The sequence below is a fragment of the Fibrobacter sp. genome (genome assembly GCF_017551775.1).
Taxonomy (GTDB): Bacteria; Fibrobacterota; Fibrobacteria; order Fibrobacterales; family Fibrobacteraceae; genus Fibrobacter.
Window position 1 is genome coordinate 1 of the sequence record NZ_JAFZKX010000084.1, and the last position, 21,466, is coordinate 21,466.

The 21,466-nt window shown below is 53.3% G+C and carries 17 protein-coding genes, 1 tRNA gene and 2 pseudogenes; 1 reads left to right on the forward strand and 19 read right to left on the reverse strand.

Translation table 11 applies throughout. The features are described 5' to 3' along the window. The 5 genes and pseudogenes from IK012_RS10295 to IK012_RS10315 form a co-directional block, all read right to left on the reverse strand. Positions 1-779 (reverse strand): annotated as a pseudogene (locus tag IK012_RS10295) (phosphopyruvate hydratase); the annotation flags it as partial. Between the two features lie 105 nt (positions 780-884). After that, on the reverse strand, positions 885-1,706 hold the full coding sequence (locus tag IK012_RS10300; RefSeq protein ID WP_290954047.1) for a hypothetical protein: 822 nt from the start codon (positions 1,704-1,706) through the stop codon (positions 885-887). Then, positions 1,667-2,809 (reverse strand): hypothetical protein, encoded by a 1,143-nt coding sequence (locus IK012_RS10305; protein ID WP_290954050.1) that lies wholly within the window; start codon positions 2,807-2,809, stop codon positions 1,667-1,669. The genes IK012_RS10300 and IK012_RS10305 overlap by 40 nt, the downstream gene beginning before the upstream one ends. A 34-nt stretch (positions 2,810-2,843) precedes the next feature. After that, a complete protein-coding gene (locus IK012_RS10310) occupies positions 2,844-5,027 on the reverse strand; it encodes a hypothetical protein (RefSeq protein ID WP_290954053.1) in 2,184 nt (727 codons plus the stop codon). A gap of 20 nt (positions 5,028-5,047) precedes the next feature. Further along, positions 5,048-6,184 carry a hypothetical protein gene (locus IK012_RS10315; protein WP_290954056.1) on the reverse strand — a complete coding sequence of 379 codons (1,137 nt, stop codon included), beginning with the start codon at positions 6,182-6,184 and terminating at the stop codon, positions 5,048-5,050. Positions 6,185-6,446: 262 nt separating this feature from the next. On the opposite strand from IK012_RS10315, the gene IK012_RS10320 reads away from it, so the two are divergent. Then, complete coding sequence (locus tag IK012_RS10320; protein WP_290954059.1) at positions 6,447-7,670, forward strand: glycoside hydrolase family 26 protein; 1,224 nt, start codon at positions 6,447-6,449, stop codon at positions 7,668-7,670. A 200-nt stretch (positions 7,671-7,870) separates the two neighbouring features. Here the strand turns inward: IK012_RS10320 and IK012_RS10325 are convergent, their stop codons facing one another. The 14 genes and pseudogenes from IK012_RS10325 to tuf form a co-directional block, all read right to left on the reverse strand. Next, a complete protein-coding gene (locus IK012_RS10325; protein WP_290954062.1) occupies positions 7,871-8,011 on the reverse strand; it encodes a hypothetical protein in 141 nt (46 codons plus the stop codon). A gap of 194 nt (positions 8,012-8,205) precedes the next feature. After that, the gene (gene rpsG / locus IK012_RS10330) at positions 8,206-8,682 is read right to left on the reverse strand and encodes a 30S ribosomal protein S7 (protein ID WP_173384179.1); all 477 of its coding nucleotides are present in this window, start codon (positions 8,680-8,682) and stop codon (positions 8,206-8,208) included. Positions 8,683-8,693: 11 nt separating this feature from the next. After that, a complete protein-coding gene (gene rpsL / locus IK012_RS10335; RefSeq protein ID WP_072809591.1) occupies positions 8,694-9,083 on the reverse strand; it encodes a 30S ribosomal protein S12 in 390 nt (129 codons plus the stop codon). Positions 9,084-9,152: 69 nt separating this feature from the next. Continuing rightward, positions 9,153-13,595 carry a DNA-directed RNA polymerase subunit beta' gene (gene rpoC / locus IK012_RS10340; RefSeq protein ID WP_290954065.1) on the reverse strand — a complete coding sequence of 1,481 codons (4,443 nt, stop codon included), beginning with the start codon at positions 13,593-13,595 and terminating at the stop codon, positions 9,153-9,155. A gap of 1 nt (position 13,596) precedes the next feature. Next, positions 13,597-17,886 carry a DNA-directed RNA polymerase subunit beta gene (gene rpoB / locus IK012_RS10345; protein ID WP_290954068.1) on the reverse strand — a complete coding sequence of 1,430 codons (4,290 nt, stop codon included), beginning with the start codon at positions 17,884-17,886 and terminating at the stop codon, positions 13,597-13,599. 103 nt (positions 17,887-17,989) lie between these two features. Beyond that, on the reverse strand, positions 17,990-18,367 hold the full coding sequence (gene rplL / locus IK012_RS10350; RefSeq protein ID WP_173384176.1) for a 50S ribosomal protein L7/L12: 378 nt from the start codon (positions 18,365-18,367) through the stop codon (positions 17,990-17,992). Positions 18,368-18,418: 51 nt separating this feature from the next. Further along, positions 18,419-18,964 carry a 50S ribosomal protein L10 gene (gene rplJ, locus IK012_RS10355; protein ID WP_173384175.1) on the reverse strand — a complete coding sequence of 182 codons (546 nt, stop codon included), beginning with the start codon at positions 18,962-18,964 and terminating at the stop codon, positions 18,419-18,421. Positions 18,965-18,972: 8 nt separating this feature from the next. Then, positions 18,973-19,659, reverse strand: a complete 687-nt coding sequence (rplA, locus tag IK012_RS10360) for a 50S ribosomal protein L1 (protein ID WP_290954072.1) — start codon at positions 19,657-19,659, stop codon at positions 18,973-18,975. Between the two features lie 40 nt (positions 19,660-19,699). Beyond that, positions 19,700-20,125, reverse strand: coding sequence for a 50S ribosomal protein L11 (rplK, locus tag IK012_RS10365; RefSeq protein WP_088636458.1), 426 nt, complete (start codon positions 20,123-20,125; stop codon positions 19,700-19,702). A 29-nt stretch (positions 20,126-20,154) separates the two neighbouring features. Then, positions 20,155-20,697, reverse strand: coding sequence for a transcription termination/antitermination protein NusG (gene nusG, locus IK012_RS10370; protein ID WP_290954077.1), 543 nt, complete (start codon positions 20,695-20,697; stop codon positions 20,155-20,157). Between the two features lie 4 nt (positions 20,698-20,701). After that, the gene (gene secE, locus IK012_RS10375) at positions 20,702-20,890 is read right to left on the reverse strand and encodes a preprotein translocase subunit SecE (protein ID WP_173384173.1); all 189 of its coding nucleotides are present in this window, start codon (positions 20,888-20,890) and stop codon (positions 20,702-20,704) included. Between the two features lie 21 nt (positions 20,891-20,911). After that, positions 20,912-20,984: transfer RNA gene (locus IK012_RS10380), tRNA-Trp, on the reverse strand. A gap of 12 nt (positions 20,985-20,996) precedes the next feature. Beyond that, on the reverse strand, positions 20,997-21,149 hold the full coding sequence (rpmG, locus tag IK012_RS10385; protein WP_014545993.1) for a 50S ribosomal protein L33: 153 nt from the start codon (positions 21,147-21,149) through the stop codon (positions 20,997-20,999). Between the two features lie 11 nt (positions 21,150-21,160). Further along, positions 21,161-21,466: pseudogene (gene tuf / locus IK012_RS10390) on the reverse strand (elongation factor Tu); the annotation flags it as partial.

Consider the following 21,466-nt stretch of genomic DNA (forward strand, 5'->3'; position numbering starts at 1 on the left):
ATCTTGATGTCAGTGCCGAACTTGTAACCGGCATTGGTGGTTGCAGCCTTGAGGGCGTCGAGAGCCTTTTCGAGGGTCATCACGCCAGTGATTTCGTAACCGAACTTGTTCTTGGCCGGCTTGATAGAAACGCCAGGAGCGAAGCCACCTTCGTCACCAACGGTGGTGTCGAAGCCGGCCTTCTTGAGCACAGCCTTGAGGGCGTGGAAGATTTCGGTGACCATCTGGAGGCCCTTGGAGAACGTCTTGGCGCCAACCGGGGCGATCATGAATTCCTGGAAGTCGATCGGAGCGGAGGAGTGAGCACCGCCGTTGATCACGTTGCACATCGGGCACGGGAGCGTGAGCTTCTTGGTGCCATGGAGCTTGGCGATGTACTGGTAGAGCGGCATCTTGGCGTCGTTAGCAGCGGCGCAGCAAACAGCCATGGAAACGCCGAGGATGGCGTTCGCACCGAGCTTGTTCTTGAGCATGCGGTTGCCGTCGAGAGCGATCATGGCGTCATCGACTTCGGTCTGCTTGGAAGGATCCATGCCGACAATCTTCTTCGCGATCTTGGTGTTGACGTTCTTCACGGCAGTGTAAACGCTCTTGCCGAGGAACTTGCTCTTGTCGCCGTCGCGGAGCTCGCAAGCTTCGCGTTCGCCGGTAGAAGCACCGCTCGGGACAGCAGCGTGACCGGTCACGCCGTTTTCGAGGGTAACATCAACTTCGAGAGAGGGATTGCCGCGAGAGTCGAGGATCTGGCGGGCAACAACGGATTTGATTTTAGAAGCCATTTTTTAGCCTTTTGGTTTAGTGTGAAATTCTTTGTGCGGGAAAAGATAGAAAAAGTGAGCAGGACAGAGAACTCGCTGCGCAAAAATCGTGAACAAAAAGGAGGCCTACGTGTGAATCCCTGTAAAGCCCCACTGCAAAAACACTCCGAAACGGAAATGCTTATTGGTTATTCGCACGTGGGCGCCTAAATCAACGTAATACGCATCGTCCCTTTTAGTTTTTGTATAAACAAACCTGATACCGACTGCCTCTGAAAACCCGAATTCCCAAGACGAACCTGTACCCAAGGCGTATATTGCATAGTCCAGCACGCGATGCTGTTCAAACAAGCCGAACCGGCCATTATCCGTCAGCAAGAAATACGTATTGCCGAACAGCACATAATCTATGACACCCACGACATTAGTTAAAGTTTCGTTTCCGCTCAGTAAAAAGAAAAAAGACACCGCAGACAAAATGCCTTCATCAGAAATCGTGAAGTCATCTCCGAAATCTAGATCTGCGGACACGAACGGGAAACCCCATATGAATCCAAATTTTTTTAAAGAGGCCCGCTCTTTCACGCAATCTTTAAATCCCAAAGGAGCTATATGCAACGTCGTTGGCCCCGCATAGGCAAATTCGCCGGCCCATCCAGTCGGGAAATAGTCTTTCTTCGAAGCAGTCTCTTTGTTTACAGGGACATTGGCGGGTTCAACCTTGCCTGTATCAATTTCAAGGTCAAGCGAAATTTTCGAAAGGGAATCTGCATGCAAAGAATCCGCCGGCAGCGAGTCCTGCAAATCCTGTGCAGGCGGCTGCGCAAAAGCATTAGCCGTGAGCATAAAAACGCAGAGCAGCGCAAACCAGTTTAATTCTTTCAAGAGCTTCACAATCAAATTGTCCCTTACGCCACCCAACCATGCTTGTACTTTACCAATTCCCATTTACCGTTCTTCTTAGCTAAATAGTAGTAGCTTCCGCTATTGAAGGATTCCTCTACACTCAATATTACCAAATCATGAGTTTTGTTGAATAGGGCCGTTCCCATGTTCGGGAACGATTCGAATTGAAAATCATCGCCCGAATGATGCGGCACAACAGAAATCATCGGATACCAGAAAGGATATTTTATCGGCAAGAACGTATATCTCTCTTGGCGACTCTCATGGACATTCACCTTCATAAAATTGTTCAATAGAGAGTAATATTCCTTGTTTAGAACAAGAACTTGTTGACCCATCGGCGTTTTGCTCAAGCAAACTGATTTCGTTCCTTTCCACGCATCCCGCTTTATACGGTGTCGATCAATCTTATCCAGTTCATTCATATCAGAAACGGAAGTGTCAACATAAAACACCTCCATCGTTTGGACAAAATAAATATATTTGTACACGCTATTGGAATCTTTTTTCAAGCCTGTCAAAGCCTCTTCAAGCGGAATAGCCCAAATCTCTGCGCTCCAAGCACTATCCTGTTTATTTCGAACAGCTCGCACAGAATCTTCATATTCTTTCCTTCTTTCTTTGCGGGCAAGAAGGCCGTCGAGCATATTTTGAAACGTCGCTTTTCGGATACTATCTTGTTTTTCTTGAACGGCTCGCATTGAATCGGGATTTTCTTCCCATCCCTTCTTTCTCATTTCATATAAAGCATTCTGAATGGAATCTTGTTTTTCCCTATCAAGAACATAACGATACTTGCGTTTAATATCAAACGTCATTACAACTTCGTAGATATCGCGCAATTCTGCCGCCAGGGAATCATCCGCCGGAACCGTTCCGCAAAGGGAATCCGAAGTCAATTTCCATCTCGCAAAAAAGTGGTCCCTGTAATCGTTCATGGAATCGCGCTTCAGCGTGTCACCCGTCGCCTGGAACTGCTCGTAAAATTCATACGCACGGGTAAGGACCGTATCCAACGGAAACTCTTTTAACGCTTCAAAACGTTTTGCCTTTTGCACATCTTCTTCATTGGTCTGCGAGCACCCGCAAATGAACATAACGAGCAACAGCTCTATTAGATAAACGAGAATTTGTCCAGATCGCACCTTGTCTCTCTCCTGTCAACACACATATAATTTATCAAATCCAGCATTTCACATGCGCACCGGTGTATTTCCAAACGCCGTCGACCTTCTTAAAACTGAACTCTATGCAGGCGCCATATACGGTCGCTTCCCCATTGCCCAAGTTCAAATAAATCTTGTAAAAAGATTCGGATCCATAGTCAAAGCACATGTCATAGGCATTGAGACTGGTTTGAAAAGGCAGGAATTCTTCCTTGTTGTACCTATCGTCATCCTGTTTCGTCCGCCCCGTCCAACGATCACAACCAGAAAATACGTCAAGTTCCTCCCAATCCTTCTTTGTCAAGAACATCCTCTTGGAATTCATTTCCCTCTCGTCAACGCACAAGAAGTCGACCTTTATATACTCGCAATCTTCTTCAACGATTTCATGGAACGTTTCCGACTTTTTTTCATTGATCTTACAAGGTTTCGCCCTATAAGCAATACTCATGTTTTCTACAAAATAATCTTTCCGGCCATTCTTCTGGTACCACGCCGCAAGCACCTTGCCCAGCTCCTTGAGCGTGTCGTTCTGCGTGAACCCGCCCTTGCATATCGGCTCGGACCGCTGGTGAATCCGTTCAAAGAAAGGATGACTCAACGTGTTGATGGAATCCATCACCCTGGCATACTTTACCGAATCCTCCATGCGGACCATCCATTTCCTCGTCATCAAATCGAAGGGGTCGACACTATCCGGATTGGCAATCTCTTTTCCTTCCAAATCAAACCACACCACCTTTTCGTAACGCTTGAAAATTTCATAGGCCCGGTTCAGGTTGATAAAGGCGGAGTCCTTTTCCAAACGTTTCCTGGTCGCCTCCACCTGGTCGTAGTGGGCCTTTTTCTCCGCATTGACTTCCCGATCCCTATTCTCTCGCCATTCCTTGTCCTGCCGGGCCTTTTCTGCGGCAATCGAATCTTCCTTCGCCTTGTCAAAAAAACATGCGCCCGATTTTTGCCACGCATTGCATGCGTCGATGGCCTCCTTCAGCGAAGACAACTGGTTCCGTTCAAACTTCTTGTAGCCGATCCTTTCCCTCCCGCAATAGAACGCCATGCCGGCCGTCTTTCGAGCGGCATCGTTTCCGATTTCGGTCAGCACGTTCCCCGACACATTCGCCGGCAGCGAGATTCCTCCCTTTTCTTTCGTTTCCTGTCCTGCATGTACCCACAAAGCATAGTAATCCCAGCCGGTAAATTTTCCGCTTGAATCGAATGCCAGCTTGGTTCCTTCTTCCAACGGCAAGCATCCCCTCGGCGTAGATTTCGCCTGGCCGCACGTATAGAACGGGGATGTTCGAAGTTTCATCTTCTTGAAATCATCCTCGCTTTCGTAGCAATCATTATAGGAATCTTCATCAAACTCATGATAAATCGGTTTAGGCACATTGGAACCCAACACCAGATAGTTTTGACCCCGGATACTGAAACAGCCCAAGCTTTCGTCCGTCCCCTCGGGTTGACCATCCAGATTCATCACTTTCGTGCTCGCATAATAACTCACGCTATGGCTATTGCGACTTGAATTAATCGAATAACAAGGGAACACTCCGGCGGCAAGCACGGTATCTTGCTTCTCCTCTTTACCCGACGAACATTTCCCCGAGCAGCCGCATTCCCCCCCGGACGTCCCATCCGCCGAATCGACCTTGGCAGAATCAACAGCCTGTTTGGCGCATTCCCCGTCTATCACGACATTCATCTTCGTCTTCAAATTGGAAACGCCATACTCAGGGCATGTACACAAAAGCGAAGTTTTCCATTCGACGTTGAATTTTTTTCCGTAAAGCTCCTTGACAGAAGCCTCGTCCATCATGGGCTTTTTTTCTTCGAATAATTCATCTTCGATATAATACTTGTGCGCCACCAACTCGCTCATAGAGGGCGCGGGCACGGCCCTATCGCGCAGGCGTTCCTTGTCTGTACACGACCTACAGGCAATTTTTCCAGGAATGGCGTTGTATTCCTCCTTGAAGTTGATACTGTCGCCCTTGTAAATTAGCGCAAATTCGTTTTTCCAATAGACATTGCCGCAAGTAAGAGAATCGGGCCACTTCCATTTTTTATCGCCAGCAACCTCCCCCACCGGCTGGATTTTCAAGGTACGATAATCCGCTTCTTTCAAAAATTCCTGAACACAGAAATGAGCCGTCGCCGCATCCTTTGCAAAAAGGCAACCCGAAAAAAAGGCCATGAAAATAATAGCTAATCGGTTCATTTCAGCAAGTCCTTCATCTCTATGCAGGTCGTCGGGCAGGTAACCCCATTCCCGCACGTTTCCCAGTCTTCAATAAGGGATTCGTGATAGGCCTGAACGTCTTTTACCTGTTTCAGTTCAAAGATGTTCAGCTTTTCCTTTTTTTGCAAATCCCGCTTACCGCACTTGCCCACGACACGAACAACATAATGCACGTTCTTTTCTATGGTATCAAAATTGCAGGTCAGAATATTTTTCGATGTCACAGAAACTGTTTTCCCGTACAGGCTCCTTGCAGGGATTCCCTTGAGGGTCTTCGCATCGATATGCTTGAATACTGGCATATATGCTTCTTTCGCAATAATGCTCGTTCCATGACAAGTATCCTCCTCCACGAAGTGAACCAATTTTCGCGTCCCATATTTTCCAAAATCCATTTCGTACGTTTTTTCAACCCGCATCGTCCCTTCGCATTTCATCGTCTCGTCTTTTTTTGTTCCAGCGGCAAAAGCGGGCCTCGGCAAATTTTCATAAGACCTCACCAAATGGAGTTCCGCATTCTTGCCCTCCGCCACACAATAGTCCATTACGGGAATCGTATCGACACATTCGCCCACCAGTTTTGCCAAAAATTCATGTCTCATCTGGGGAAGAGCGCCATTGTCGTTGGTATTCCACCAGCCAATCCACTCGCCCCTGAATGCCTTGCCATAAAATTTTTTCAGGGACTCACGTGCATTGTGTAAAGTCCATTGGCTTATCTTGCAAGAATTGGGGTCCCTCATCTCGCTCCCATTCAGTTCCATCTTTTTGATGCGATCCAACTTCATCGGGTAACCAGAACAACTGTCGCACACCGGAGAGTCATCAATATTATAAAAGCAATAGACTTTTCTAGGCCAACCATTCCTGCAATCGAGATCTCTAGGGAAAGAGACCTCGCTCTTTGTTTCCCATTTTACTTCGCACCTGGAACGACTACAAGGAATGGTCTTGGGATAATTCCATTCCCTTATAGGCTCGTTCAAATCCTTTATGAGCAGAGGGCGGTAAGTGCTGTCGTTCAAGATTTCGGCGCAGTATTCCGCAACGGGGGTAGCCCCCGCAAAGGCCGCAAGCAAACCTATAGTCAGCAATAACTTTCTATACATCATTTTCGACCACATTGCTTACAGAGGACTCCTTCTAAACAACATAAATCTAACCTTTTTTGTCCCAAAAGGTTTATCCGTTTTTGGATAATCTGATTCGGATAATGGGAATTTGCGACCGGACCTGGGAAATCCGGCGTGTTTGTAACACTAGATACACTTTAGTATAATGTGATTTTCTTCACATGCACATCTAAGGGCCGCACAATCTAGTTTTACAAGCGAGGGTACATTTGCAGGCCAAAGCCTCGCAGGAGGAAGAACAATGAACGAAAAATTTCTATTTACGATGGCGCTCGCACCCGTGACGGCCATGGCATTCCAAGTCGGCGCATGGGTCGGCGGGCCGGGACAGTATCCGCAACCTACTCAGGCAAACGTGCAGGCCTTCCAGGACCTGCAGGGCTCGCACATCGACCTCATCAGCTACTTCGCCCTATTCGACGTCAATGACTGGAACGCGACCGAAGTGTACGCGAATGTCGCGAAGAACAACGGCTCCACCCTCGTCGTGACCTGGATGGCGAACGGCTACGGAGCGCAGGACCTGGTAAACGGCAGGGCAGACAACTACATACACGAATTTGCAAAAGGCGTGAAGAGCTTCGGCGACGAAATCTGGATGCGACCGCTTCATGAAGCGAACGGCGACTGGTACGACTGGGGGGTTGGGAAGGCAGGAGCCGGGAACACTGATGCGAACGTCGCCGAGGCATTCCGCCACATCGTGCAGATATTCCGCGAAGAAAACGTGACCAACGTAAAATGGGTATGGACCACCAACGCCTCGAATCAGGGAAGCGGAACCACGCTCACGGGCAACTATCCCGGCGACGAATACGTGGACTACATTTCCATCGACGGCTACAACTGGGGCACATGCCAAAGCTGGTCCAGTTGGCAGACTTTCTCGCAGGTATTCAAGAAGGCATACAACGCCCTCGCGAACATCGACAAGCCGCTCTTTATCGCCGAGATATCCAGTTCCGAAAAGGGCGGCAACAAGGCGGAATGGATAACCGACATGTTCGAACATTTCGCGACCGACTTCTCGCGGGTATTCGCGGTGATGTGGTTCAGCCAGAGCAAGGAAGCCAACGAAGGCGACTGGGCGCTCAATACCTCGCAAGCCGCAGTGGACGCCTGGAAGGCGGGCATCGCGAAGATGAAGGCGCTCGAGCAGATATCATCCAGCAGCCAAGGCGACATAGAGCTAAGTTCTTCCAGTTCTCTCGGCTCTTCCAGTTCTTCGGACGAGAGCATCGCCATCCGCACGGGCGCGATTGCGGGCAAGTATTCGTTCCGGCAGCAGGGCGGCAAGTTGCTTTTGCAAGTTGACCGCGCCGTGACCGCGAGCGTCATTCAGTTCGATTACCAGGGACGCATCCTGTGGAAGAGCGCAGTGCAAAACTTCGCCCCGGGCGAGCACGTCATCAACGCGCCAGAAGTAAGCACTCGCAGCATCTACAAACTCGACGTGGTGCGCTAAGCGAAGTATTCTTCGAAAGCGCCTCAATGCGGGCGCCTTAAGCCTCTTCGTTCAAGAAAGAATTTTCACAGTACCTATACGGCTAGAACTTTATCGTGACATCCATGCGTGTCGTTTTCCTTGTTACGGCTATATAAATCACGCTACCGGTCGTAAACCCGACAAATCCCGCAAGCGTTATCCAGCCACTCATTTTTTCTCTAGGGTTCCGGCCTGCGCAGAACCGATTCGGAATAGTGTTCGAACGATTCTCCGACAAGGGATGTATCCGGCACATCACGCGCCATCGCCGGCATGGCAAGCCACAAGGCGCAGAAGACTATGTACAAACTAATCTTCACTGTCCATTTTCTCCTAGTTACGCAATAAATGTAACTCATTTCCCCCGAGAAAGGACAGGCCCCGCACAACCCGCTGACAACAGGAAAAAGTACGGGGATGAATGGCGCGAAAAACTATTTAGAAGAAACAGAAAAGGCCCGCTGTTTGTACAGCGAGCCTCTCTCTAGGATAATTCTGTGCTTGCGCGCGAGAATTAGAAACGGAAGTGAGCGAAAGCCTTGTTGGCTTCGGCCATCTTGTGCGTATCGTTCTTCTTGCGGACAGCGTTGCCTTCACCGTTCTTGGCAGCAACGAGTTCGGCAGCAAGGCGGTCGGCCATGTTGGGTTCGTTGCGGTTGCGGGCGGCATCAAGGAGCCAGCGGAGAGCGAGAGCCTTGGCGCGGTCCGGAGCAACTTCCATCGGAACCTGGTAGTTGGCACCACCGACGCGGCGAGACTTGACTTCAACACGCGGCTTGATGTTTTCGAGGCAGATTTCGAACTTCTCAAGCGGGGTTTCCTTGCCTTCGACCTTCTTGTCGAGGAGGTCAAGAGCAGTGTAGACGATCTGTTCGGCGATGGTCTTCTTGCCCTGCTTGAGCACGACACCGACGAGTTCGGTGACGAGAACGGACTTGAAACGCGGATCCGGGAGGATGGAGCGATGGAGAGCCTTTCTTCTTCTAGACATATTCTACTTCCTTACTTCTTGGCCGGAGCGGCACCTTTCTTCTTAACACCGTACTTGGAGCGGCCGTTCTGGCGGCCGTTGACAGCCTGAGTATCGAGAGCACCACGGATGATGTGGTAACGGACACCCGGAACATCCTTAACACGGCCACCGCGGATGAGCACGATGGAGTGTTCCTGGAGGTTGTGGCCTTCGCCAGGGATGTAAGCGGTAACTTCCATCTTGTTGGAAAGACGCACACGGGCAATCTTACGAAGAGCGGAGTTCGGCTTCTTCGGAGTGCTGGTGTACACACGGGTGCAAACGCCGCGCTTCTGCGGGCAGGACTTCAAGGCCACGGAAGCGGTCTTGTTGCTGATCTGTTCACGTCCGTTGCGGACGAGCTGTTGAATAGTAGGCACTATTAATCTCCTAGATTTTGGAGTGCAAATATAGTTCTTTTTCCAAATTTTTCAAGTACATAACCGAAATTAGTCCACATCTTCGTCATCAGAGGCACCCATATCGGTGTCAATCATCTGAATTCCGGAGTCTGCGTTACCGTAATCGGCATGCACATTCTGCAAACGCAGGCGTTCTTCCGCCTCGGCATCGGCATCAACCACCTGGACGTTCCTCAGGTGGCGGGCACCAGTACCGCACGGAATGAGGCGGCCCATAATCACGTTCTCCTTGAGGCCCATGAGCGGGTCGACCTGCCCTTCGATAGAAGCGCGGGTAAGGATCTTCGTGGTTTCCTGGAACGAGCAGGCAGAGATGAAGCTGTCTGTCGCCAAGGAGGCCTTAGTGATACCAAGGAGCATCGGCGTGAAGGTCGCCGGAGCCTTGCCCTGAGCGACCAGACGGTCGTTCTCGGCGCGCAGGCGTGCCTTGGATATCTCTTCGCCCGGAAGCAGTTCGGAATCGCCGGATTCCTTGACCTTCACCTTGCGCATCATCTGGCGGACGATACATTCGATGTGCTTATCTGCGATAGCCACACCCTGCAGGCGGTACACCGCCTGGATTTCGTTCACCAAGTGACGCTGGACCTCTTCAGGTCCGAGGATCGTCAGGATATCGTGCGGGTCTGCACTGCCTTCGCTGATCTTCTGACCAGCGCGGACACGGTCACCTTCGTTGACCGCCAAGTGGACACCACGCGGAACCAGCACTTTCTCTTCGCGATCGTCCATCTTGATGATAACTTCCTGGTTGTTGCGCACTTCCTTGCCCATGACGACGAGACCGTCGATCGGGGCGAGCACGGCGGTGTTCTTCGGCTTGCGGGCTTCGAAGAGCTCGGCAACGCGCGGAAGACCACCGGTAATGTCGCGGGTCTTACCAGCGGCACGCGGAAGTTTTGCAACGGTAGAACCGACGGTCACCTTGTCGCCATCGTGGACGGTCAAGATAGCGCCGTCCGGCAACATGAAGTGTCCAACCTTGGCACCGGTTTCGTCGATGATGCTGATGGCCGGACGCAGCTGCTTTGCGCTGCCGCCATGCTTCTCGCTAATAACGATCCAGGTTTCGACTTCGGTGTTTTCGTCTTTTTCTACACGGAATGTCTTGTTTTCAACGAGGTCGACGAGCTTGACCTTGCCGGCCACGTTGGTGATAATCGGGCTGTTGTACGGATCCCATTCGAACATCACCTGGTCCTTAGTGACCGTGGCGTTGTTCTCGACGTGCATGATAGCACCGTACGGAATCTGGTAACGACCCTTGTTAATGCCTGTGGTGTCGAAGATGACGAGTTCGGCCATGCGGCTCGTAACGATCTTCTGACCTTCGTGGTCCACTGTAACGACCTGTTCGAGTTCGACGCGGCCATCGACGACGGCCTTCTTGTTGTTCTCGACAGTCAGACGGGAAGAAGCACCACCGATGTGGAACGTACGGAGGGTAAGCTGCGTACCCGGTTCACCGATGGACTGTGCAGCGAGCACACCCACGGCTTCGCCGAGGTCGACCGGACGACCGGAAGCCAGCATACGGCCGTAGCACTTGGAGCAGACGCCGTTCTTCGAATTACAAGTGAGCACGGAACGCATCTTGATGTGTTCGAGACCGGTCGCGCTGATCTTCGGGAGGTCGCGTTCGGTCACGAGTTCGCCAGCCTTCACGATCACTTCGCCCGTCACCGGGTGCTTGATGTCGTCGACCGGTGCGCGACCGAGGAGACGTTCTTCCAGCGGGATGACGGTATCGTCACCATCCTTGAATGCGGAAACTTCAATACCGTCGGTGGTACCGCAGTCTTCTTCGGTAACAACGAGGTCCTGTCCCACGTCCACGAGACGACGGGTAAGGTAACCAGCGTCAGCCGTCTTAAGAGCGGTATCGGCCAGACCCTTACGGGCACCGTGAGACGAAATGAAGTATTCCATCACGTTCAGGCCTTCGCGGAAGCAGGACTTAATCGGGTTTTCGATAACTTCCTGACCGCCGAGCTGCTTGATCGGCTTCTGCATCAGACCGCGCATACCGGACAGCTGCATAATCTGCTGGCGGCTACCACGAGCGCCAGAGTCAGCCATCATGTAGACCGGGTTGAAGCCGTCACGGTCGTGAGAAAGCAAATCCCACTGCTTGGCAGCGACATCGCTCGTGGTCTTGGACCACACGTCGATGATCTGGTTGTAACGTTCGCCATCGGTAATCACACCGTCTTCGTAAAGGCTGCGGATTTCGTTGACCTTTTCGGTAGCGGCATCGAGCAAGGCCTGCTTCTCTTCCGGGATCACCATTTCGGCGATAGCCACGGAGGAACCGGCGCGGGTTGCCCACTTGTAACCGTTGGCCTTGAGGTTGTCGAGGTATTCGACAGTCACGCGGTTGCCGGTACGGCGGTACAGGTCGTCGATGGACTTGGCGATAACCTTCTTGCCGAAGGTTTCGTTAGCATAACCGAGTTCGTTGGGAACAAATTCGTTAAAGATGATTCGGCCGACAGTCGTCTTGATGACGTTGTCTTCCTTGAGCGTAAGGAACTTGATCTTTTCGCCAGCCTTGACGCTTTCTTCGAGGTTGCCGTTGTCGTCGGCGATTTCACGCACGCAAACGCAGTCCTTCTCGAGGGCGCCCGTGTAGATCTTGCGACCGGCGGGGAGCTTGAGGTAGACGGAAGCGTTCAGGTCGACAACTTCGTTCTCGTAAGCGCGGATGGCTTCGGCAGAATCGTAGAAGTGCATGCCTTCGCCCTTGCGACCCGGACGCGGCTTGGTCAGGTAGTACAGACCGAGCACGATGTCCTGGCCCGGCACAGCGATCGGCTGACCGGAAGCGGGGTGCAGGATGTTGTTCGAGGACAGCATGAGCACGCGGCATTCAAGCTGAGTTTCGAAGCTAAGCGGGAGGTGCACAGCCATCTGGTCACCGTCGAAGTCCGCGTTGAATGCGGTACAGACGAGCGGGTGGAGGCGGATGGCGTTACCTTCAATCAGTTTCGGATAGAAGGCCTGGATACCCAAGCGGTGAAGCGTCGGGGCGCGGTTCAGCATGACCGGGTGGTCCTCGATGATTTCTTCGAGGATGTCCCACACTTCGGGGCGTTCGGCGTCAACGTACTTCTTGGCGGACTTGAGCGTGTAAACGATGCCGTCTTCTTCCAAGCGCTGGATGATGAACGGCTTGTAAAGTTCGAGAGCCATGCGCTTCGGGAGACCGCACTGGTGCATCTGGAGTTCCGGTCCCACCACAATGACGGAACGGCCGGAGTAGTCCACACGCTTACCGAGGAGGTTCATACGGAAGCGACCCTGCTTACCCTTGAGGAGTTCGGCGAGGCTCTTGAGCGGGCGCGTGCTGCCGGTACGGGCGGTACGGCGGCCGCTGTCGAACAGCTGGTCGACGGCTTCCTGCAGCATGCGCTTCTCGTTGCAGAGAATCACGTTAGGGGCACGGATGTCGATGAGCTTCTTCAAGCGGTTGTTGCGGTTGATGACGCGACGGTAGAGTTCGTTCAGGTCGGAGGTCGCAAAGCGGCCGCCTTCGAGCGGAACGAGCGGGCGCAGGTCGGGCGGAATCACCGGAAGCACGTCGAGAATCATCCAGGAAGGCTGGTTCGCGAGGAGGCGCACTTCGTTCGGGTAGCGGCGACGGAATTCTTCGTAGGCGTCGGCCAGCACGAATTCGGAGTGCTTGGACTCGTAGTCAGCCTTGAATTCGGCGATGGCTTCGGCGAGGCCCTTGAGCCATGCCTTGCCGGCGTCGCGGGAACCGTCCGGGTTGTTGTAGTAGCTGCGGAAGCTTTCCATCTGAGACTTGCGGAAGGCGTCGACAATCTTGAGGCGCTTGATGGCATCGTCCATCTTCGTCTTGGAATTGGAGCGGGCCTGGTCGCGGAGCTTCGCGGAAAGTTCGGTAAGGTCGAGCTTGTCAAGCAGGAGCTTGATGGCGGAAGCGCCCATGCGGGCGTCGAACGCGCGGCCTTCGGCGACGAGGTCCTGGTAGGTGACTTCGTCGATGAGGGAGTTTTCTTCGAGTTCGGCGTCGCCCTTGTCGATAACGACATAGCGCTCGTAGTAGATGACCTGTTCCAGGTCCTTCGTGCTGAGGCCGAGGAGGGCGCCAATCACGCAGGGCTGGTTACGGACGAACCAGGTGTGAGCCAGAGGAATAGCGAGTTCGATATGGCCCATGCGTTCGCGACGGACGCGGGAGTGGGTCACTTCGACGCCGCAACGGTCGCAGATAACGCCCTTGTAGCGTGCGCGCTTGAACTTGCCGCAGTTGCATTCCCAGTTCTTGACAGGTCCGAAGATCTTTTCGCAGAAAAGACCATCACGTTCAGGCTTGAACGTACGGTAGTTGATCGTTTCCGGCTTGGTGACTTCACCATAAGACCAGTAACGGATCAGGTCCGGAGCGGCGAGATGAATCGAAATATCGCCGGAATTCTCTTGATTTTCCATCATTTCTTCGGACATATTACTTATCTCCAATGGTCTCGATATCAAGACCCAAAGAATGAACTTCGCGAATCATAACGTTGAAGGACTCGGGGATACCCGGCTTCGGCGTGTTCTTGCCGTGGACGATGGCGTCATACACCATGGAACGTCCCGTGACATCGTCGGACTTGACGGTGAGGAGTTCCTGCAGCGTGTAAGCGGCACCGTAAGCTTCCATGGCCCACACTTCCATTTCACCGAAGCGCTGGCCACCGAACTGGCTCTTACCGCCGAGCGGCTGCTGCGTCACAAGGGCGTAGCTACCGATAGAACGGGCGTGGATCTTGTCGTCCACCAAGTGGCCGAGCTTGAGGTAGTACATGTAACCGATGGTCACCGGGTTCAGGAAGGCTTCACCGGTACGGCCGTCATAGAGCTTGGCCTTACCGATAATCTTGTCGTGTTCCGGATCCATCTCGTAGCTAACGATCGGGTTCTTCTGGTAGGCCTTTTCGAGTTCCTTGCAGATGTCTTCGAACTTGGCACCGTCGAACACCGGAGTCGAAACCTTGAAGCCGAGCGTCTTGGCGGCCCAGCCCAGGTGGACTTCAAGCACCTGACCGATGTTCATACGAGAAGGCACGCCCATCGGGTTCAGGAGGATCTGGAGCGGACGACCGTCTTCGGTGAACGGCATGTCTTCGACCGGAACAATCTTGGAGACAACGCCCTTGTTACCGTGGCGACCGGCCATCTTGTCACCGATGGAGAGGCAGCGCTTCTTGGCGATGTACACCTTGACGCTCTTCAAGACACCGGGCTTGAGTTCGTCGCCCTTCGTGACCTTGTCGATTTCCTTTTCCATCGTGCGGGTCAGGGTGTCGAGGTTGTCGCGTGCGACGAGCACGAGCGAGAGAACCTGTTCCTGGAGTTCGTCGTCACCCACCACGAAGGTAGATGCGGGCGACACCTTGGTCACGTCGATAGCGGTGAGGTTCTGAGCCGTGTAGGTCTGGCCTTCGCGGATCAGGAGTTCATGAGTTTCGTTGTCCATCACCTTGCCGGCCGGCTTGCCGCCGAGGAGTTCGAACAAGTGTTCGCGGCAGGATTCCTTGATCTTGTCGATCTGGGTCTGGAAGTTGGAGCGGATGCTCTCAATCGTTTCCTGATCCTTTTCCTTGCTCTTCTTGTCGGACTTTTCCTTCTTGCAGAAGATGCGGGTTTCGAGAACCACGCCCTTCATGCCCGGAGGAGCCTTGAGGGAGGAGTCGCGCACGTCGCCGGCCTTTTCGCCGAAGATGGCACGGAGCAAACGTTCTTCCGGAGAGAGTTCGGTTTCGCCCTTCGGGGTAACCTTACCCACGAGGATGTCATCCGGACCGACTTCGGCACCCACGCGGATCACGCCGTTTTCGTCGAGGTTGCGGAGAGCTTCTTCGCCGACGTTCGGGATTTCGCGAGTGAGTTCTTCCGGACCGCGCTTGGTTTCGCGGACATCGAGTTCGTATTCTTCGATGTGGATGGAAGTGAAGGTGTCCTTGATGGCGAGTTCTTCGGAAATGATAACGGCGTCTTCGTAGTTGTAACCATTCCACGGGAGGAAGCCGATGAGGATGTTCTTACCGAGGGCCAGTTCGCCGTGGTCGGTAGACACGCCGTCAGCCAGCACGTCGCCAGCCTTGACGAAGTCGCCCACGTTCACGATAGGCTTCTGGTTCACGCAGGAATCCTGGTTGGAACGCTCGAACTTGCGGAGCGTGTATTCGTCGATAGGATCCTTGCCGAGGAATTCGTAGTTTTCGCCGAGACCGGTGAGCGGTTCGAAGTTGCCGTTCACCATGTTGCCGCGCTGCACGGTAATGTTGCGGGCGTCAACGAAGGTCACGCGGCCGTCGTGCTTGGCGCGGACAACCGTACCCGAGTCGAGGGCGGCGCGACGTTCGAGGCCGGTACCCACCACGGGGGCTTCCGCACGGAGCAGAGGCACAGCCTGGCGCTGCATGTTAGAACCCATCAATGCGCGGTTGGCGTCATCGTGTTCAAGGAACGGGATGAGGCCAGCGGCCACGGACACGATCTGCATCGGGGCCACGTCCATGAGGTCGATGCGTTCGACGTCGTAGTCGCCAATCTCGATGCTGTCCTGGCGGAGCACATGCGGGTATTCGCTCTTGTCGCGGACGATGACGTATTCTTCCTTGAAGCGGTTGTCGTCGGTGAGCTCGGTAGAGGCCGGAGCAACCTTGAAGGCGTCTTCTTCGTCGGCGGTGAGGTAAGTGATAAAGTCAGAAACGACCTGGTCGATGGAGTTGCTGGCCTGCACGTAGTCGGCGCTGCCGCTGAATCCGTCGAGTTCGAAACCGTTCTTGAAGTAGCGGACTTCGCCTTCGGAATCGGTGAACTGGAACACCTTGCCGGCGAACGAGTCAAACAGGTCGCGCTGGCGGTTGTCGAGGTTCATGCGGATGGCGTCCATTTCCTTGCGGGTGAGTTCCTGCTGGGAAAGGAAGTAGTGCGGGTCGTGCACGAAGGCCTTGAAGATACCGAAGTGCCACTTGGCTTCCGGGAACTTCACGATATTGCCCTGGGCGTCCTTGAAGTCGACGAGACCGACGATACGGTACGGAGTCTCGATGAAGCCATAGTGGTTCACGATGGCGTAAGACGCGAGGGAGTTGATAAGACCGATGTTCGGGCCTTCCGGGGTCTCGATCGGGCAGAGGCGGCCATAGTGCGTGTAGTGCACGTCACGGACTTCGAAGCCCGCGCGTTCACGGGAAAGACCACCGGGACCGAGAGCGGAGAGACGACGCTTGTGGGTAAGTTCCGAAAGCGGGTTCATCTGGTCCATGAACTGCGAGAGCTGGCTGGAACCGAAGAACGCCTGGACAACAGAGGAAACCGTGCGGGTGTTCACGAGGTCGCGCGGAGTGGTCTGTTCGTCGTCGTTGTGGAGGGAGAGGTTCTCGCGGATGACGCGAGACATGCGGGAAAGACCCACAGAAATCTGGTTAGCGAGGAGTTCGCCCACGGAACGGGTACGGCGGTTGCCCAAGTGGTCGATATCGTCCTTGGCATAACCGTCTTCGCCGTCGTAGAGGCCGACCATGTATTCGATGACGGCCAGGAAGTCGGCCTTGCTCATCGTCGTGCGGGTCGGTTCGGGGAGAGCGAGTTCCTTGTCCATGTTGTACTGCTTGAACTGTTCGCCCACTTCCTTGAGGATGTTGAGGATCTTCGGGGTGTAGACCTTGGCGTTCAAACGGTAACGACCGACTTCGCCCAAGTCGTACTTGCGCGGGTCGTTCAGGAACATGGAATCGAAGTAGTTTTCGGCAGCCTGCAGGTTCGGAGCTTCGTCCTGCTGCTGGTGCGTGACAGAGTAAATCGTGCGGAGGGCTTCTTCGCGGGACTTGGTCTTGTCGTTGGTAAGCGTGTTGTGGATGAGGAGGTTTTCTTCGTCCTTGGAGAGGAGAACGATCTTTTCCACGTTGCTTTCGCGCAGGCGTTCGAGCTTGCGTTCGTCGATGACGGAGTTCGCCTCGACAATGATTTCACCGGTAGATTCGTCGACGACATCGTTGAAGATGATGCGGTCGATGAGTTCGCACACGCCGTCTTCGTTGAACTTTTCGGCTTCTTCGGCGACCACGACTTCTTCGGTCTTCTTATAGAAGAGGTTCAAGATATCCTGGGTGGTCTCGAAACCGATGCTGCGGAGCATGGCGGTAGCCGCAATCTTCTTCTTGCGGTCGATGGAGAGGTAGAGGACGTCACTTTCGACGTTGAATTCGACCCACGCACCACGATGAGGAATGATGCGGCTCTTGTAGTCGGAACGGCCGTTCGGCTGGAGTTCTTCGTCGAAGCTCACGCCCGGAGAACGGTGCAACTGCGAAACGACAACGCGTTCGGCGCCGTTGATGATGAACGTACCGTTCTCGGTCATGATAGGAAGTTCGCAAATCAAGACATCGTTCTTGACTTCTTCCTTGAGTTTGGTATCTTCGCCGTCCTTTTCGAACACGCGAAGGGCGAGCGTGGCGTAAAGTTCCATATTGTAGGAAAGTCCACGTTCGCGGCACTCGGGGATGCTGTATTTCGGGATACCGAAGTAATACTTTTCGTATTCCAGGGAGAAGAGCCCGTTAGGATCGGTAATCGGGAAAATGTCCTGGAAGACACGCTGCAGGCCTGCGGGCAAGCGCTTTTCCTGCGGGATGTCGGCCTGTAAAAATTGCTCGTATGAAGCCTTCTGGACTTCGATCAAGTACGGCAGTTCCAGTTGGAACTTGTTGGAGGAATAACTTTTTCGCTCCGTGGTCATTTGAAATACCTCATCCGGTGAAGAGCCTGATTAGACAAAAAACACCAAAAGCCCGCACTCGCGTGCAGGCGATTGGTAAGAGCAGTTCAAAGAACTGGAAGCATTACTTAAGGGTAACCTTTGCTCCGAGTTCTTCGAGTTTCTTCTTGAGCGCTTCAGCGTCAGCCTTCGGGGCGGCTTCCTTAATGACGCTGTTGGCAGTCTCAACGACCTTCTTGGCTTCGGCGAGGCCGAGACCGGTGATCGCGCGGACTTCCTTGAGGACAGCCATCTTCTTGGCCGGATCGACTTCGGCGAGGATAACGTCGAATTCGGTCTTTTCTTCGGCAGCGGCGCCAGCGCCAGCGGCCGGGGCAGCCATTACGACGCCACCAGCGGCTTCAATGCCGTGAGTTTCCTTGAGGTAGTCAGCCAAAGCCTTGGCTTCGAGAAGGGTAAGACCAACGATTTGATCGCCCAATGCCTTGATATCAGTTGCCATGATGTGTTTCTCCGATTATTCCGTTTAAAATTTTTGGTTTGTGGTTTGTTGTTAAGCTTCCGGGGCAGCGGCAGCTTCAGGGGCTGCGGCTTCGGAACCTGATTCTTTTTCCAGCTTTTCCTGGAGAGCCTTGATTTGACCGGCGATCGTGCCACCAGGTCCGAGAGCGATGGCGACGATCTGAGCGATCATGCCCTTGCGATCCGGGATCTTAGCGAGGTTCACGACTTCGGAGCCAGGCATCGGCTTACCATCGAGGTAGACGCTCTTGGCGACCAAGAAATCAGGGTTAGCTTTGTGGAACGCTTCAATTTCGCGAGCGGGCAGAAGCGGATCTTCTTCGAAGCCGACCATGACGGAGGTAGCTCCGGTCAGCAAATCGTCGAGACCTTCCACCTTGAGCGCGGCGAGCACACGCTTGAGAAGAGTGTTCTTCACAGCGTGGTACTTGACACCCTTGGAAGCGAGAGCCTTACGGAGGGCGTTGTCCTTTTCGACAGTGATGCCCTGGTAATTGAGCAGGTAGACGGCGGTAGCATCCTTGAAGGATTCAACGAGGGCGTCCACGGTCTGTTGTTTTTTAACTACAGCTTTCATGGTATCTCCTATCGTGTCAGTGCCATATCAAGTTTGATGCCCGGGGCCATCGTAGCCGTCAGAGTGAGGCTCTTGATGTAAGTGCCCTTAGAAGATTGAGGCTTGTTCTTCACGACAGAGTCGATCACGGACTTGGTGTTTTCAACCAGCTGGTCGACGGTGAAGGAGAGCTTGCCAACAGGAGCGTGAACGTTAGCGCCCTTGTCAACACGGTACGAGATCTTACCGGCCTTGAGTTCCTTGACTGTCTGAGCGACGTTGACCGTCACCGTACCAGCCTTGGGGCTCGGCATCATACCGCGAGGACCGAGGACACGGGCCACCTTACTAATCACCGGCATCATGTCGGGAGTAGCAACGACGGCGTCAAAGTCCAGCCAGCCTTCCTGAATCTTCTGAACCAAGTCAGCACCACCCGCGTAGTCTGCGCCAGCGTTTTTTGCAACTTCAAGGTTGTTGTCCTTGCAGAAAACGAGAACGCGGACCGAACGACCGGTACCATGCGGAAGCACGACAGTGCCACGAACCACTTGGTCGGAATGTTTTGGGTCCACACCGAGATTGAAGTGGATTTCGACCGTCTGGTCGAACTTCAATTCGGACTTTTTGAGTATTTCGATTGCCGCCTTCAGATCGTAGGCTTGATTACGATCAAAAGATTCAGCAATCTTTTTGTATTTTTTTCCTCTGAACATGAAATTTTCCTGTCAGATACGTAACGGTGAATTACCTGCCTCAGTCAACCACATCAATACCCATGGAACGAGCAGTGCCCGCAACCATGCGCATGGCGGCTTCGAGGTCGATTGTATTTAGGTCAGGCATCTTCTTTTGGGCGATTTCCTGAACCTGGGCCTTGGTGATCTTGCCAACCTTCTTGCGGTTGGGTTCACCAGAACCACTCTCAATGCCGACGGCCTTCTTGATGAGGGCCGGAACCGGCGACACCTTCGTGATGAAGGTAAAGCTCTTGTCAGCGTAGACCGTGATGACGACCGGCACGATCATGCCCTTGTCATTCTGAGTCTTAGCGTTGAACTGCTTGCAGAACTCCATGATGTTCACACCCTTCTGACCAAGGGCAGGACCTACCGGAGGAGCCGGGTTGGCAGCGCCTGCGGGAATCTGGAGCTTAATGTAACCTGTGATTTTCTTTGCCACTTTTTATCTCCGTTGCAAAAACCGTAACACTATGCGGTGGCGGACTCAACCTGGTTGAAGGCGAGTTCGACAGGCGTAGAACGACCGAAGACGGTGACCATGACCTTGATCTTGGTCTTGTCTTCCATGATTTCGTCTACGACGCCCACAAAGTCCTTGAAGGGACCTTCCTTGATGCGGACATTTTCGCCAATGGTGTACGGGATTTGGATCTCGCCTTCCATGGAAGTTTCAGGATTAACCCCAAGGAGACGATCGACCTCGCTCTGTTGAAGCGGAATAGGAACACGAGAAGCGCGTGTCATTCCGGCGAAATGGGTGACGCCATTGATGGTCGACACCAGGTGCTGGGTGAGCTCGTCCAGCTCCATTTCTATAATGATGTATGCAGGATACAAGTTCTGGGTAGAAACGCGACGACGCCCGCGGACGTTGCTCACGACCTCGCGGGTGGGTACGATAACCTGGCCGAACTTGTCTTGAACGCCTTCGCGTTCAATCATCTGCTCGATATGTTTCTTGATGTTGTTCTCTTGACCGGAAAAGGTATGGATAGCGTACCAACGCTTCATAGCATTAACCTCTACCCATGATCTGGTTTACCAACCAGGAGAAGACGAAATCAAGACCGGCAATATAGCAACCCATAATGACACTGAAGAGCATCACGACGAGGGTCGATCCCTTGAGTTCTTCCCAGGTAGGCCATGTAACCTTCTTCAGTTCCTGGATGGATTCTTTGACATATTGCTGAATCTTACGCATGATGACTCCGGAGGAAATTCCCAGGTCGAGAGGGACTCGAACCCCCAACCAACGGTTTTGGAGACCGTGACTCTACCAATTGAGCTATCGACCTAAGCGGATTTCCTTACTTGGATTCCTTGTGAACGGTATGCTTGCGGCAGAAGCGGCAGTACTTCTTGTATTCCACGCGGGAAGGGTGAAGACGCTTGTTCTTGTCGCAATCATAGTTGCGCTGATTGCATTCTGTGCATTCGAGCACGATGAGTTCTCTAGGCATTTTTTACTCTATTACTTGATGATTTCGGTAACAGAACCGGCACCGACCGTGCGGCCGCCTTCACGGATAGCAAAGCGGAGCTGCTTTTCCATGGCGATCGGGGCGATGAGGTTCACGTGGATGGTCACGGTGTCGCCCGGGGTCACCATTTCGACACCTTCCGGGAGCTGGATCGTGCCAGTCACGTCGGTGGTGCGGAAGTAGAACTGCGGACGGTAGCCGTTCATGAACGGCGTGTGGCGGCCACCTTCGTCCTTCGTGAGAACGTAGATTTCAGCCTTGAATTCGGTGTGCGGAGTCACGGACTTCGGAGCGGC

What these genes read in the sequence shown, in the direction of transcription:
- nusG (WP_290954077.1), bottom strand. Translation starts at nt 20,697, where the DNA reads ATGAAGCGTTGGTACGCTATCCATACCTTTTCCGGTCAAGAGAACAAC.
- rpsG (WP_173384179.1), bottom strand. Translation starts at nt 8,682, where the DNA reads ATGTCTAGAAGAAGAAAGGCTCTCCATCGCTCCATCCTCCCGGATCCG.
- rpoC (WP_290954065.1), bottom strand. Translation starts at nt 13,595, where the DNA reads ATGTCCGAAGAAATGATGGAAAATCAAGAGAATTCCGGCGATATTTCG.
- rplJ (WP_173384175.1), bottom strand. Translation starts at nt 18,964, where the DNA reads ATGAAAGCTGTAGTTAAAAAACAACAGACCGTGGACGCCCTCGTTGAA.
- IK012_RS10320 (WP_290954059.1), top strand. Translation starts at nt 6,447, where the DNA reads ATGAACGAAAAATTTCTATTTACGATGGCGCTCGCACCCGTGACGGCC.
- rpmG (WP_014545993.1), bottom strand. Translation starts at nt 21,149, where the DNA reads ATGCCTAGAGAACTCATCGTGCTCGAATGCACAGAATGCAATCAGCGC.
- IK012_RS10315 (WP_290954056.1), bottom strand. Translation starts at nt 6,184, where the DNA reads ATGATGTATAGAAAGTTATTGCTGACTATAGGTTTGCTTGCGGCCTTT.
- rpoB (WP_290954068.1), bottom strand. Translation starts at nt 17,886, where the DNA reads ATGACCACGGAGCGAAAAAGTTATTCCTCCAACAAGTTCCAACTGGAA.
- IK012_RS10300 (WP_290954047.1), bottom strand. Translation starts at nt 1,706, where the DNA reads ATGGGAATTGGTAAAGTACAAGCATGGTTGGGTGGCGTAAGGGACAAT.
- secE (WP_173384173.1), bottom strand. Translation starts at nt 20,890, where the DNA reads ATGCGTAAGATTCAGCAATATGTCAAAGAATCCATCCAGGAACTGAAG.
- rplL (WP_173384176.1), bottom strand. Translation starts at nt 18,367, where the DNA reads ATGGCAACTGATATCAAGGCATTGGGCGATCAAATCGTTGGTCTTACC.
- rplA (WP_290954072.1), bottom strand. Translation starts at nt 19,659, where the DNA reads ATGTTCAGAGGAAAAAAATACAAAAAGATTGCTGAATCTTTTGATCGT.
- IK012_RS10310 (WP_290954053.1), bottom strand. Translation starts at nt 5,027, where the DNA reads ATGGCCTTTTTTTCGGGTTGCCTTTTTGCAAAGGATGCGGCGACGGCT.